We start from the raw sequence: 13,699 nt of genomic DNA, 5'->3' as shown, positions 1-13,699 counted from the left end.
GGCGCAAAAAGCGCCCAACGAGCAGATCTTTCCAGCAGCGGCCCTCGCCTGGGCGGGCGGTGCCGGCATCGCGGCGCTCGTCGGACGGATGCATGTGCGCAGTGCATGATCGAACAACGCGCACGACGCATATTCTCTCCCACACCGCTTTTCGATCGCACTCGCCGGCCCCGCTGCAGACCGCTATCCAACGCGCGATCGCAGCAGGTCCTCGCTTATGATCTCGATCCGGGCACCATTGCACCGAAGTTCCTCGGCGCGCCGGAAAGCTGGGCTCAAATCCACATGGCGGCCAAATGGCTGCTCGTTGCTGATGACGAGCATCGTCGTCGTCGTACCGACGGAGGCCACTATGCGGGCGCCGGCAGCAGCCAGCCAGTGCGCGAACGCACCGTCGCGCGGAGCGCCCAGGATGGCCACGCGCTCACCCCCGAGCGGGCCGCTGGCCGCTGGTCTCGGCGCGCTTCCTCCGCGCGGGCTGGAAGGAGTCAGCCAGCCCGCGAGGTCGATACCCGTGTGATCGATGGCACGCGCGATCACCATGCCGGCCGCACGGGCATCGCTCAACGCGTCGTGATGCTTGTGTCGGATGCCCAGGAAACTGGTCAGCGCGTTCAAGCGATGGCTGTGAAGATGTGGCCAGGCACGTTTCGCCACCCTTACATTTCAACGGCGGCGGCTATTGCCAGGTCAGCACGAGACGGCCGTTTCCGGGCACATGATAGTCAATGCGATCCGCTGACGATGCGTGCGCTCGGACGGCATCACCGCCTGCTGTCTTAAGCGTAAATTTGCCGAGCTTATGCCGTTTCAACCGGATGACACGCAGGTTGGCGGTGCACGTTTCCCTGCCGTGGAGCGTGATCGTCAAGGCCCGGTCTCCCGTTCGCTCGATTCCACGGAGGAGATAGTCGCAGAAGAGACGGAATGGCGCATCTTCTATGTTATGAAAAGCGCGCGAAGCAAAGATGAAGGCACCGCCGCCGCCATAGACTTCCTGCCCAACCTGACCGGCCGGTTGGCCGTCGGGATAGAGATCCTCAAGCGGAAAGGAGAGCTCCGGATCGACATGGCCGTTCGACGCGCGCTGCTTTTGGGAAATCGCTTCCGGAGGAAGCACATCCGGATAATAATTCCACGCGCGCGACAGGGCATATTTGCAATATTCCGTCACGAGCATGAGCGCTTCAGGCTCTAGGTCGGGTCCGCCGTCCTCGAGATAGCGCTCGAATGCCACGAAGCTGTCGAAACATTCGTACATGGCCATATAGGGCGCGTCCTGCAGACATGTTACCGCGAGGAACGTCTCGTAATGGGCTGCATGTCCAATCTGACTTTCCCAGATCACCGCATTGTGCAGAAAGCTGGCCAGATAGACGTAGCTCTGCTCAAGGTAGACATCGCGATTGGTGATCCGCCAAAGCCGCATGCAGGCCGCGGCGCCCCACGCCGTCAGATTGGCCTGATAGTTAACGTTGAAGCGCAGGCCGATCGCTGCTTCGATTGACGCCCGAGCCTCATCCAGGAAGCGCTTCTCGTCGGTCAGTTCGAACGCTTGCAGCATGACCCAGGCATAGATCCCGCCCACGTCGGTCTGGCCGCGACCATCGGCAGGAGCGGTCTCTTCTATGATGGAGAAATCGGTAATATCGAATTGAACCGGCCATTTATAGTCGAAGTGCTGCGCAGCTTTCACTGCATAATCGATTGAATCCAGGAAAAGCGCCCGCGCGTCCCCATCATCATCGAGAGCAAGAATGCCGAGGTTCAGGAGGGGATGATAGAGATACCAGCTGTCGACGGCATCGGCATTCTTGTCATCGCCGACGTTGGGCAGATAACGGCGTAACGTATGAAGTGCGGGATCGTAGAATCTGCGCAGGCCCTTTTTGAGTTCGGCTTCTATCGCCAAGGGCGCTCCCCGCCATTTTCCCCAATCGTGGAGAGCGGCGACGATCGACATCTGAACCATGATGTCGGGATATTCCGCCCCGGTGTAGGGATGAACATAGAGGTTTCCATAGTGCCGAATAGTTGCGTCAGACGCTCTGGCGAGGTCTCGCGCGGTTCGATCCGCCCGGTCAACCCAGTCGTGATAATACACCGGAGGCAGGTCGAGCATCTTATAGACGGTTCCGAGCATCTGGACGAACTGGCGGGCGGATTCCCGCTCATGAGGCGGAGCTTCGTGGCGGAAAACCAGTATCGCGTCTGAGATTATGACCGCTTTGTCTGCCGCCAGACCGTCAGCGGAGGCTCCCGCCTGCTGCACGGATGTCGGCAGAAGATAGCCGAGTTCGGGCCATTGTCCGCCTACTGCTTCGCGTGGCTTAGTGCCGGTCTTCCGAAAATAGGCGTTGAGTGCCGTAAAATTCTGAAAATAAAGTATATTTCCAAACGATGGCTCTTCGATGTGAAAATAGAGAAGGCCGGCGTTGAGGCCGCGTTGCGAAGCTTCCACATGCCCTTCAGCCCGCAGCGGATCATCATCTGCACCAAGCGGATACAGATCACGCGGCAGAAAGGGAAGCGACAGGGGCATTGAGGGCGTCAGCTCGACGGTGATGCGGAGCTGTTCCAACGCCTCGAAGTGCTTGCCGAAACGAATGACATGCCGGCCGATGCCGCTTTCAACCTCGATACGTGCTACCTCGCCGGCACCGCGCTTGACACGCCTGCATCGGAAGGGGGAGCTCAGAAGAGCCACGCGCACTGCCAGGGCGCCCGCCTCCGGTCTGCGAATGATCGCGAACACAGAATCGTGGACCGCCCTGACCTCCACCTCGAGCTCGCCCAAACCGAAACGACAGAGCACGTGTCGGGATCGACTCAGCATATCGCGCAAGGCGACAAGATAAGGCGTTATCGGCGCGGATGGTTTCGCCATTGTTTCCGCCATGAATCTGATCCCTCTTTAAGCGCGCCGCCGGTCGAAGATGGAAAAAAGGCTGGCAGCTTCCTGTGCCTTCAATTGCGGAATCCAGCTAATTTCTCATAGGATCTGCCGTTTTAACTTGTATCTCACATTGCTGGATTAGCCGCATCGAAGGGACAGGTGCTGTCTATCTTTCCGAAATCCGCTCACCGCCAATCACCCGCAGAAGATCTTCAACGGAATAGGGCTTGCGGAGGAGCTCGAAGCCGTGGCTGCTTTCCTGCGCCAGCACCTGGCTGTAACCGCTGGCGAGTGCGATGCGAAGATGGGGCCAGCGTCGGGCGACGATGCGGGCAAGATCCAGGCCGTTCATACCGGGCATGATTACGTCGCTGAAAAGCAGATCATATTTGTCCGAGGCGATTTCCAGCAACTCGACCGCCGCTTCGCCATTCTGGACCCAGGTGACGATCTGTCCCAGCTCCTCCAGCAGGCCACGGGCGAATTGTCCGACCGCCTCATTATCCTCGACCAGTAGAACCCGGCGCGTGATCAGCCTGCGTTCGCTGTCCACGCCTTTTGCTGGGATCGGTTCACGATCGGCGTTTATCACCGGAAGATAGAGGGTGAATGCCGTTCCGACACCGATCTTGCTCACCACGTCGATTTCTCCGCCGGACTGTTTGGCGAAACCGTGAACCTGGCTCAATCCGAGACCGGTCCCCTTGTTCAGGCCCTTGGTGGTGAAAAAGGGCTCGAATATCTGCTTCAGCGTTTCCGGTGCGATTCCCGTTCCGGTGTCCTCGATGCGGATCGCGACGAAAGCGCCAGCGGCCGCGCTATGGCCGCGAATTGCCGGCACGGATTTCACAGCATGACTGGCAAGCGTGAGCTCCCCTCCGGCGGGCATCGCGTCGCGCGCATTCACGATAAGGTTCAGCAGAGCGGTCTCGAACTGATTGCGATCGGCGTTGACGATCATCCGTTCCGTGAGATCGAGACGGATCTGGATACCGGATCCCACGCTCGCCTCGATCATCGGACGCATGCCCGCAATCCGTTCGCTCACGTCGAAAATTTCGGGCCTGAGTGGCTGGCGCCGCGCGAAAGCGAGCAACTGCGAGGTCAGCGCAGCCGCGCGGTCTGCGGTTTCGGAGATCGCAGCGACGTAACGCGCCCGTTTTTCTTCGCCCAACCCTGGCATTTTGAGAAGGTCGGCGGACGAACGGATGATCGTCAGCAGATTGTTGAAGTCATGCGCGACTCCACCCGTCACGCGGCCGATCGCTTCCATCTTCTGCGCCTGCGCCATGGCCTCGCGCGCGCGCTCGACCTCTTGCTGGGCCTGCCAGCGCTCGGTAAGATCGCGGGTCACCTTGGCAAAGCCGAGCAACTCACCGGCCTCGTTGTGAATCGGATCGATCAGGACGCTGGCGCGGAAGCGCGTTCCGTCCTTGCGCACCCGCCAACCCTCTACATCATATTTGCCTTCTTCCCTGGCAAGACGCAATGCGCGCTCCGGCTCGCCGCCCTGCCGATCCTCTTCCGTATAAAAACGCGAGAAGTGCTGGCCGATGATCTCGTGCGCCTTATACCCCTTGAAGCGCTCGGCGCCGGCGTTCCAGCTGGCGACGTAGCCATCCCGATCGAGCAGATAGATCGCGTAATCCTTCACGGCCTTGACGAGAAGCTCGAAGCGCTTCTCAATGCCGATATTCTTCAAATCCGTTGCGTCAGACACGCGGCGCCCAGAATATGATCGACATTCCACAATGACCGCACGGAGGACGCATACCCGGCGCAGGTTAATGGCTCGATCGCTGCCGTCCTTGCTGCAGATTAAGTAGACGACGATTTTGATGCCGATAAATGCCCGGGACCTCCCCGCGGACAGATAGGCCGATTGTCAGGGCGGTCGGCGAGCAGTCTATGACGCAGCAAGGATATATATGCCATGCGCTTTCACGGCATGGCGATCAGGCTGCCAGTGCACCGGCAGCTGAAACAAGCCCCTAGCGAAGCGATCATTGGGGAACGCCCTACCTGAGCGTTGCTCAGAGCACACCCGCGACGAGGCCCAGCGCAAATGCTTCGTCAGCCTCAATATACCAGTTGCTGGATGCTTTGCGGAGCACCTCATCCATCGTCACGCTGCTGCCCCGCACCAGATTCTCGAAGCCTTCATTCTGAATCGCGATAGAACTGCGGATCTCGTTGAGGGTCGCTTCCACCGTAGCGATGCAGCTGGTCAGGGGGCCATGAATCTCCAGATTCTTTGAAAGTTTGCGCTCATGAATCATCAGCCGGGTGCCGCGCGTGAGATAACGATTGTCGCGGGCAAAAAAACTCATGAACGTCGTCCCCGCCGAATAGAGCGCCGCCTTGCCCAGCAGCACTATCCGCCGTTCGGGAACCAGATCACTGTGGAAACGAATGTCCTCACCCATCATCCGCGCGACCTCGGGATCGCCGCCGAGCGTCGAAAGCTCTATGCTGAGGACACCCCCGCCGGGCATGGATTCTAGGGCCGTTTCGAGCTTTTCGCGAAATGCATTGTACATCGCATAGTCGACCGGGCCCGAAAGCAGGATCATCGGATCCGCAAAATCCTTTGCTTCTAGTGATGGCAGGCTCACGATCCCTCCCCCGCGCTGTTCGTAAATGGCATCTACGGTCGCAATGCGCTCGCGACGGTCTGCGCTGGCTGCCCCAGCTTGTCGAAAGCATCGGCATCTATCCCGGCAGCACGCTCAGCAGAACCGCTCCCGCGCGCCAGTTCGGCCATCCCGGCCCGCAGCGCATCGACGCAATCCACGACGGCGCTGCCGCATCCAACATCATACGCGGAAACGGCGCGAAAGCGTTCCGCGCTGACAACGGCAGTTTCGCCTGATCGCGCGCCACGCACCAAAAAAGAATGCATATTGATCATAACCCGCGAAACGTTCAGCGCTCGTTTCGGTTTCGCCATGATCGGACAAATCACGCCGAAACAAGGGGCGGCTCGAAAACGCGATATGGCGAGCGGTGACGTTGAGTGCCGGTACAATCCGGAGCATCAGCCTCCGGTTTCCCGGCGTTATATCTGATGAATCCGAACCGGGATCGGGCGGAATCATCCAAGGTTCAGGCTGCGCCGCATCGCTGGAAAGATGGCGGAGGTCGATCATCGCGTGAAATGGGCGTTTTCCGAGCGTTTCCCAAAAGGCTCTCAGCGCTTCAAGGGGAGCACGACCGCGAGCCGCTCATGGTCCCTCACTCCAAAGACCGAAGCGGGAGGCGGCCTGTTTCCCATCTGCTCCGGACAACAATTACAGATGGCCGCTCAGAGCCGCTGCGATCATCTTTTCCCAGATCGCCACGTCTCCGGCTCGTGCCATGGGTTCATCGGGTTCACGTAGAGTCTTGAGAACGGCGACGGCATCGTTGCGATAATCGGGCCAAGCCTCATCGACATCGGGCGCCGCAGAAGGCTCCTTCCCGCCGGCGTTATTGCTGAGACGCTGTGCGGCGAGCACTCTCGCGATGCGTTCGACCACGGGGGTAACGGAGACGTCCATCCTATATTCCTTTCAATAGCGCCCGTTTCACCGATGCCCGTTCCGACGAACACATCCCGGCACTTTTGTTCCTGCACGTGATGTTCCTGGATTTCTGCGATCGGCATCTCGCAGCCGGCAACGCTCTGCCCGTCATGCCCGTTCCGTCTTGGCGGCGCTGGCATGCATGTGGCATCGATATATCGAGCATCCTCTGGTCGATATCTGCTCCTCACGGGAGACATCGCGGCACGCCGTCGAGCAATCCTCGAAGGGAACGAGTCAGAACTGCCATCGATTGTCTTCCCGGAGACTCACAGCAAATGAAAGATGCCGACGATGTCCTTCCGCGGGCCACCACGCCGATGCGCATCGGCACCGCAGGCTGGGCCATTCCCCGGGCGTTACGCGGTCATTTCGCCGAGCAGGGCAGCATCCTCGAGCGCTATGCCCTCAGTCTGAACGCGGTCGAGATCAACAGCAGCTTCTATCGACCCCATCGCGCATCGACCTATGCGCGATGGGCGGAGAGTGTGCCGGTGGATTTCCGTTTCTCCGTAAAGCTCCCCAGGTCGATTACGCACGAGCACCGGCTGGTCGGCTGCGAAGCGCTTCTTGGACCATTCGCCGCAGGCATCGCGTGCCTCGGTCAACGCCTCGGGCCGCTGCTGGTGCAGCTACCGCCCAGCCTGGCGTTCGCTGCCGAATCCGTGGATCGTTTCTTTGCCCTTCTCATCCGAATGTTTGCAACGGATGTGGTGTGCGAGCCACGCCACCCGTCATGGTTTACGCCGCAGGTGGATGCCTTTCTGGCAGACAGGCGCATCGCGCGAGTTGCCGCGGATCCGCCGGTCTGCGCCACCGCCGCCCGTCCCGGCGGTTGGACGGGAATAAGCTATTTCCGCTTGCACGGAAGCCCTCGCACCTATCGCTCGAGCTACTCTGCCACCACCCTAGCCAACATGGCTGCCGAACTAAGACTTCAGGATGAGGCAGAATGCTGGGTAGTCTTCGACAATACAGCGGAAGGAGCGGCCCTCGCCAACGCGCTCGATCTTGCGGCCCTCATGGCATGACGATCCTGTGAAGAAGATCCCATTCGGATCGTCATGCCACGCGGATTGGCGCGGAAGAACCCTCGCAGTCCAACCATGATAGGCTCTGCGGTTGAATACGCCCTTGGCGATGGCAGCAGCGCTCAGCAGCCGTTGCGCCGATTCTGCGCGGCATCGTGTTTTTTGTCGAGATGCTTGCCTAACAGCGCTCCCCCCACTCCGCCGGCGACCGTTCCAAGCGTCCCGCCGCCCAGCGCATTGCCTGCCAAGGCACCGCCCGCGCCGCCTGCGATCAACCCGGTCGTGCCGCTGCTTTTCTTGCAACGATAATGACGGTATTGGCCGTCCTGACCACGATAAGTGTGATGGTGCTTGTCTCGCGCATCAGCCGAAGTCGCGAGAGTCATCGGCATCACAGTCGCCGCGGCGATCATGGCGATTGCCAGCCTTTTCTTGAACATGATGCATTCCTTGATCGATCTTTGGAAACGCACCAACGATCCACCCCATATAAATGCTCCGTCGAGGGAACGCTCTGCGCGTCGACTGCAACGACTCTCGGCTATCGCAGGGTGTAAAGATAGGCGGCGATGTCCTTAGCGTCCGGATCCGATACGCCGGTCTCGGGCATGCCATTGCCTGGCGCAACCAGCTGCGGATGCTGGATCCAGCGCTCCATATTGGCCGGCACGTTGGCAAGGTGTCCGGCAAGTTCAGCGCGGGTTGCGACCCGGTCCAGCGACGGGCCGACCTGCCCGTCCGCGCCGGACATGCCGCTTATCAGGTGACATGAGCCGCAACCATAGCGGCCAAATGCCGCCTTGCCGGCGCGAACCGAGCCACCGGTAAGCTGCCGGGCGGTAATTTCGGCCTGATTTTTATCCTGCCACTTTACCACCGGTATGGCGACCGCCGCGATCAGGCCCGACAAGAGGATGAAGAGGACTAGGAGGCGCATGCTAGACGGCATCGGCAGCCTCCGCTGCGGATTGCTGCCTGAGGATCGTGCGGACAAGCAGCAGCGCCGCGCCGGCATGCACCAGTCCGCCCGGCACCCACATTAGCAGACCCGCGATTTGCTGGTCCTGTGCGGGCGTCAACCCAAAGGGTGCCATGCCCAGAGCCGCATAGCCGCTATACCAGGGACTTTGCGACAGGGCCATGAGCGCGCCGAGCGCACCGGACACCACCGAGGTCGCGAACAGGCAAAGCACGGCGACGGCACGGTGCGCGGACAGGCGCGAGCCACTTCCGCGCCGGCCCAGAATTGCTGACCAGAACAGCAGCGCCGTCACCAGGAAGCTGAGGTGCTGGGCAATGTGCCAGGAGGGTCTGGCGAGGGCGCGATCGAACAGCAGCGGGGCATGCCAGAGCCACAAGGCCGCCGCCTGAAGCAGCGTCGCGGTCACCGGCTCGCAGAGTTGCCGCCGGAGCAGCACCACAGGCCTTGCCGAGCCGAGGCGGCCGATGGCGCGGCGCAGGGGAAGCGGAAAGGCCCAGAGATAGAGAGCGAGCGGCTCGCCCACGACGAGAAGCGGTGCGGCGACAAGCATGATGAGCTCATGTTCGGTCATGTGCAGCGCGAAAGAGCGCTCGCCGGCTTCGTGGAGCGGCGACACCAGGGCAATGGCCATCGTGGCGAGACCCAGCACATGCAAAAACGCATGTCCGCGCCATGACTTGCTTCGGCCGGAGCGCACCGACAATCGCTTCCAGCCGATCGCGAACAACAGGACGGCGGTGAGGAGCGGAAGCGTGATCCAGGGATCCAGGGTCCATCCCGGCGCCGCCTCATCGGCCGACGCCTCGACATGTGCCATTGCCGGCGCTGCGGATAGCAGCGGCGCGCAGATCATGATCCTGATCAGCGCGCGCATGCCGGCACCAGCGCAGCGGCGATCGAGCTGAACATGATCGCCAGCCCGAACAGGCCAGCACCGAGCATGGCAATACGCGCCATGCCGGTGGCGACGCCGACCTCCGCCCCGCTGCCGCGCGAGCGCGACGCTGCCAGCCAAGCGGAGAATGCACACGCCAGCAGACTGGCCAAACCCCACAGCAACGCCGGCCAGCCTGCGATCAGATGGCAATTGAGCCGCAGCGGCCCGGCCAAGGCTTGCTGCTGTCCATACCAGGCCGCAGGCGGAAGCAGCAGAGCCACCCATATCCGGCCGCTCTCAGAAGTCATGCGAATCTCGGAAGCCAGTAGATGACGGCGTAGAGCGGCAGCCAGGCCACGACGACGAATGTCCAATAGTTGCAATTGTCCTCGACATCCGCAAACTGGTCATCGCCGATCTGATGGGTATGGAGCCATAGCGCCTGCACGAGGGTGTCGCCCCAGTCGGTCACTATGTGGCTGCTATGCAGGATCACCAACATCCACATCACCGAGGCATAGGCATCCTGGTGCCAGCTCGGCTGCAACGCGGCGATTTCGCAGGCGCGCAGAAAGAGCAGAATCAGGCCTATTGCCGTCATAGCCAGCACGCCCAGCCGCACCGCGGCGGCGTCATGTTCTCCGCTCCGGCGCTTCACCCAGAGGTTGGGAATTTCGCTCGCGATCAGAGCAAGCGTGAAAATGCTGCTCCACCATAAGGAAGGCAGCGGATCGCCGGCCGGTGGCCAGGCTGCGCTTGCGCTCGACAGGAAGAGATAGCAACCGACCGCCAGAACGAAGCCGGTACCCTCGATCAGCATGAAGCCGAGATTGCCCCACCAGACGAGGTGCGCGGCACCGCGGGCGCTGTCCGGCAGATCCGCGAGGCTGCCGATGATCCTGGGGCTTTCGGGGGAACTCAACGGCGTCTCCCGAGCGGGCCGGTGCTAGCGCGTGCGCGCGTCGGCCAGAACCAGAATGTCAGCGCGATCGCGACCGGCACCGCACCCCAGACGAGCGCCCAGGGCGTGAAAATGCTGCCGACGAACAACAGGGTTACGGCAAGGGCCGACATCAACGGCCAGATCGAGGGGCCGACGCTGTTCTGGCGGTAGATCGGTTCGGCTTCCATCACCGTCGTGACGAGCATTTCGCGCCGGTCGAGTGCAAGCCCGTCGAACGCCGTCAGCTCCTTTTTCCAGAGCGGCGTCAGACTGTCGACGCAAAGCACCAGATCGAAATTATGCGGCGGCGGGGGCGAGCGCGCCGCCCATTCGAGCGTCGGCCCGCCCCACGGGTCGGCGCCAACTCGGCGTCCATACCAAAAGCTCCACAAAGCGTTGGCGACGAAGACCAGACCGCCGACGACCGCGACGGCCGAGCCGATGGTCGCGACAAGATTGAGCGTCCCCCACCCCATGCCGGCCGGATAGGTATAGACCCGCCGCGGCATGCCCCACAGGCCGAGGATGTGCATCGGGAAAAAACCGAGATTGAAACCGCCCACGATCAACGCGAAAGCCAGGGTGCCGAGCTTTTCGGACATCAGCCTGCCGGTAGCCTTCGGATACCAGTAGCAGAAGGCGCCGAGCAGCGGGAAAATCGCGCCGCCGACCAGCACATAATGGAAATGCGCGACGATGAAATAGGTGTCGGTCAACTGCAGGTCGAGCGGCGCCGATGCGGTCATGACACCCGATAGACCGCCGATGACGAAGGTGATGATGAAGCCGATCACCCACAGCATCGGTGTCGCCAGACGGGGCCGCCCGCCCCAAATCGTCGCTATCCAGCAAAAGATCTGGATGCCCGCCGGCAAGGCGATCGTCATGCTCGCCGCGGTGTAGAAGTCGTTGCCCAGCCGCGGCAGGCCGACCGCGAACATGTGATGCACCCATAGGCCGAAAGCGAGGATGCCGATCGCCAGCACTGACAGCACCATCGCCGCATAGCCGAAGATCGGCCGCCGCGCGAAGGTCTCGACGATAGCCGACACGAAGCCAACCGCAGGCACGAAGATGATGTAGACTTCGGGATGGCCGAAGAACCAGAACAGATGCTGGAACAGCAGCGCGTCCCCGCCGCCGGAAGGCGAGAAGAAATGTGTCGACACCAACCGGTCGGCGATCAGCATCGAGGTGGCAAGCATCACCGCCGGTAGCGCGAAGATGGTCATCAGCGATGCGACCAGCATTGCCCAGAGGAACAGCGGCATCTTTGCAAGCGTCATGCCCGGGGGACGGAGCTTCAGGATGGTCATCGCGACGTTCACCGAGGCAGCCAGTGCCGCGACCTCGGTGAAGGTGATCATCTGCGCCCAGATGTCGGCGCGGTGCCCGGGCGAATAAGCCGGGCCCGAAAGTGGCGGATATTCGAACCAGCCAAGATCCGGCGTGATGTTCACAGCGTGCGGCAGCCAGAGCATGAGCACCCCGCCCAGATAAAGCCAGTAGGAGAAGGCAGCGAGCCTTGGAAAGGCCATGTTCCGCTGCCCGAGCATGAGTGGCACGAGCCATAGGGCCATCGCCTCCATGACTGGCACCGACACCAGGAACAGCATGGTCGAGCCGTGCAGCGAAAAGCTTTCATTATAGAGTTGCGGGTCCATCCGGTGGAGACCCGGCGCGCTGAGCTGCAGGCGCATGTCCATCGCCAGCATGCCGGCGAGGAAGAGCAGGAAGAGCGTCGTGACGATATAGCGCGCAGCGATGCGCTTGTGATCCACGGTGGTCAGGAAACCCCAAAGACCCGGCGGGTCGCGCCAGGTCTGCCGCAATTGGGCAGCGCGGCTATCCCCCGGGCCCGCTGCCGTCGCCGTCATTTCAGCTGGCCAAGATACTGCGCGACGGCGTTAGCGTCACGCGGCTCCAGCGTGACCGGCAGCATCAGCGTGCCGGGCTTCAGTGCCTGCGGCTGTGCGATCCAGCCCTGTAGATTACCGCGATTCATCGCCAGCGTTCCCGCAGCGATCATGCGCCGGGATGCGACATGGGTGAGATCGGGGCCGGGCCTGCCGCGTGCGGACGTGCCGCGCACGCTGTGGCACATCGCGCATGCGCCGCGAGTGACGATCTCCATGCCGCGGAGAGCAGCGGCATCTTCGGGCGCGGGCGCAGGCCTGGCCTGCAAAGCGAGCCATCCGGCAAATTGCGCCGGCGTCTCCACCTTCACGTCGAAGGCCATCTTCGCATGTTGCAAACCGCAGAATTCGGCGCATTGCCCGCGAAACCATCCGATCCGGCGGGGCGTGACGTCGATCGCATTGGCCCGGCCAGGAATGACGTCCATCTTGCCCGCCACGTTCGGCACCCAGAAGCTATGGATCACGTCCGCCGATCCGAGTTCGATCCGCGCCGTGGTGCCGACCGGGAGATGAAGCTCGTTGGCCGTCTCGATCCAGCTGCCGTTGCGCGGATCGCGATAGGCGATTCGCCACCACCATTGATGACCGCTGACACGGACCAGAAGCGCCTCCCGCGCCTCGGCCGCGGCGAGACGACGCTCGAGCAGGAAACTTGCGCCGGCGAGGAGCAAGAGGCCCACGACGATGATCGCCGCCCATATCCAGAGCGTCTTGCCCAGCACCGCATCGGACGGCGTTTCCAGCGTCGGCTCGTTGCCGGCCGGCGCTCCGCGCCGCAACCGCCAGAGGCCCATGGCCAGAAAGCCGAGTACGAGCATATAGAGAATGCCGCACACCCACAGCATCAGCAACAGCAGCGAATATTGGCCGGCCGCCTGGTCTCCGGCCGGCGCAAGCGGCGTTTGCGCGCCAGCACACGAAGCGAGCGGGAGCAGGAAGGCAAGGTGGCCTTTCTGCGTCATCGTACGGTGCCAGACCAACTCATCGCCTGCGGCTCGCCGGCTTGATCGAGATCCTGGCGACGGCGCTGTTCGCGTTTGAGCGCCCTGAGCGAGCGTACATAGGCGGCGAGCTGCCAGAGCTGCTCGGTCGGGATCATGCCGTCATGGCCAAACGAGACGCCCCGATGATGCGCGATGGAAGCATAGACGTCGACGAATGACGGCGAATGTCGAAGCTGAACGGCGATCAGGTCGCGCTCACCACGGGCCTCAGTGCCATGACAGGCGGCGCAGCCATACCAGCTGAAATATCGGCCGCCTTGCGCGGTTTGGTAGAGATTGTCCTCGAAATAGGTGATGCGCGGATCCGCGAAGCCGGACGGCGGGGTCTGAGGCTGCCCAGGCCCGAGGCTGCGACTTTCTCTGCTGCAGGCGGGAAGCGTTGGCATGGAGAACAGCATGCACGCGAGCAGGATATGACGACATGGCATCTGCAGCCAATGTCTTTCCATCGGTTCGGCCATCCTCTCGCAGCCTGCGCTGATCG

Annotated in this window: 15 protein-coding genes; 1 reads left to right on the top strand and 14 read right to left on the bottom strand. The window is 61.9% G+C overall.

All coding sequences use genetic code 11. The annotated features are described in order from the left end of the window. Positions 1-183: 183 nt before the first annotated feature. The 6 genes from GQY20_RS30160 to GQY20_RS30135 form a co-directional block, all read right to left on the bottom strand. Positions 184-618: a hypothetical protein gene (locus GQY20_RS30160; protein ID WP_232476333.1), complete on the bottom strand. Its 435-nt coding sequence runs from the start codon at positions 616-618 to the stop codon at positions 184-186. A gap of 61 nt (positions 619-679) precedes the next feature. Beyond that, positions 680-2,899 (bottom strand): hypothetical protein, encoded by a 2,220-nt coding sequence (locus GQY20_RS30155; RefSeq protein WP_157220886.1) that lies wholly within the window; start codon positions 2,897-2,899, stop codon positions 680-682. A gap of 163 nt (positions 2,900-3,062) precedes the next feature. After that, on the bottom strand, positions 3,063-4,616 hold the full coding sequence (locus GQY20_RS30150) for a PAS domain-containing sensor histidine kinase (protein ID WP_157220885.1): 1,554 nt from the start codon (positions 4,614-4,616) through the stop codon (positions 3,063-3,065). A gap of 313 nt (positions 4,617-4,929) precedes the next feature. Then, the gene (locus GQY20_RS30145) at positions 4,930-5,469 is read right to left on the bottom strand and encodes a ClpP family protease (RefSeq protein WP_157220910.1); all 540 of its coding nucleotides are present in this window, start codon (positions 5,467-5,469) and stop codon (positions 4,930-4,932) included. Between the two features lie 74 nt (positions 5,470-5,543). After that, positions 5,544-5,846, bottom strand: a complete 303-nt coding sequence (locus GQY20_RS30140; protein WP_157220884.1) for a hypothetical protein — start codon at positions 5,844-5,846, stop codon at positions 5,544-5,546. 340 nt (positions 5,847-6,186) lie between these two features. Then, on the bottom strand, positions 6,187-6,435 hold the full coding sequence (locus tag GQY20_RS30135; RefSeq protein ID WP_157220883.1) for a hypothetical protein: 249 nt from the start codon (positions 6,433-6,435) through the stop codon (positions 6,187-6,189). A 302-nt stretch (positions 6,436-6,737) separates the two neighbouring features. Here GQY20_RS30135 and GQY20_RS30130 point away from each other — a divergent pair, with 302 nt between their 5' ends. Continuing rightward, a complete protein-coding gene (locus tag GQY20_RS30130; RefSeq protein ID WP_198351304.1) occupies positions 6,738-7,490 on the top strand; it encodes a DUF72 domain-containing protein in 753 nt (250 codons plus the stop codon). Between the two features lie 122 nt (positions 7,491-7,612). Here the strand turns inward: GQY20_RS30130 and GQY20_RS30125 are convergent, their stop codons facing one another. The 8 genes from GQY20_RS30125 to GQY20_RS30090 form a co-directional block, all read right to left on the bottom strand. After that, on the bottom strand, positions 7,613-7,930 hold the full coding sequence (locus GQY20_RS30125) for a hypothetical protein (protein ID WP_157220882.1): 318 nt from the start codon (positions 7,928-7,930) through the stop codon (positions 7,613-7,615). A 101-nt stretch (positions 7,931-8,031) separates the two neighbouring features. Beyond that, entirely contained in the window at positions 8,032-8,439 is a 408-nt protein-coding gene (locus GQY20_RS30120; protein WP_198351303.1) for a c-type cytochrome, read from the bottom strand. Then, positions 8,429-9,346, bottom strand: coding sequence for a cytochrome c oxidase assembly protein (locus GQY20_RS30115; protein WP_157220880.1), 918 nt, complete (start codon positions 9,344-9,346; stop codon positions 8,429-8,431). The genes GQY20_RS30120 and GQY20_RS30115 overlap by 11 nt, the downstream gene beginning before the upstream one ends. Further along, entirely contained in the window at positions 9,334-9,657 is a 324-nt protein-coding gene (locus GQY20_RS30110; protein WP_157220879.1) for a hypothetical protein, read from the bottom strand. The genes GQY20_RS30115 and GQY20_RS30110 overlap by 13 nt, the downstream gene beginning before the upstream one ends. Further along, entirely contained in the window at positions 9,654-10,271 is a 618-nt protein-coding gene (locus GQY20_RS30105; protein WP_157220878.1) for a cytochrome c oxidase subunit 3, read from the bottom strand. Before GQY20_RS30105 ends, GQY20_RS30110 begins: the two co-directional genes overlap by 4 nt. Next, on the bottom strand, positions 10,268-12,169 hold the full coding sequence (locus GQY20_RS30100; RefSeq protein ID WP_157220877.1) for a cbb3-type cytochrome c oxidase subunit I: 1,902 nt from the start codon (positions 12,167-12,169) through the stop codon (positions 10,268-10,270). The genes GQY20_RS30105 and GQY20_RS30100 overlap by 4 nt, the downstream gene beginning before the upstream one ends. Continuing rightward, entirely contained in the window at positions 12,166-13,173 is a 1,008-nt protein-coding gene (coxB, locus tag GQY20_RS30095) for a cytochrome c oxidase subunit II (protein WP_157220876.1), read from the bottom strand. The genes GQY20_RS30100 and coxB overlap by 4 nt, the downstream gene beginning before the upstream one ends. Next, entirely contained in the window at positions 13,170-13,601 is a 432-nt protein-coding gene (locus GQY20_RS30090) for a c-type cytochrome (protein ID WP_157220875.1), read from the bottom strand. The genes coxB and GQY20_RS30090 overlap by 4 nt, the downstream gene beginning before the upstream one ends. Positions 13,602-13,699: the final 98 nt, after the last annotated feature.

Source organism: Flavisphingomonas formosensis, assembly GCF_009755815.1.
GTDB classification, from domain to species: Bacteria; Pseudomonadota; Alphaproteobacteria; order Sphingomonadales; family Sphingomonadaceae; genus Flavisphingomonas; species Flavisphingomonas formosensis.
Note: the sequence above shows the minus strand (reverse complement) of the source record. Positions and strands in the feature narration are given on the sequence as shown.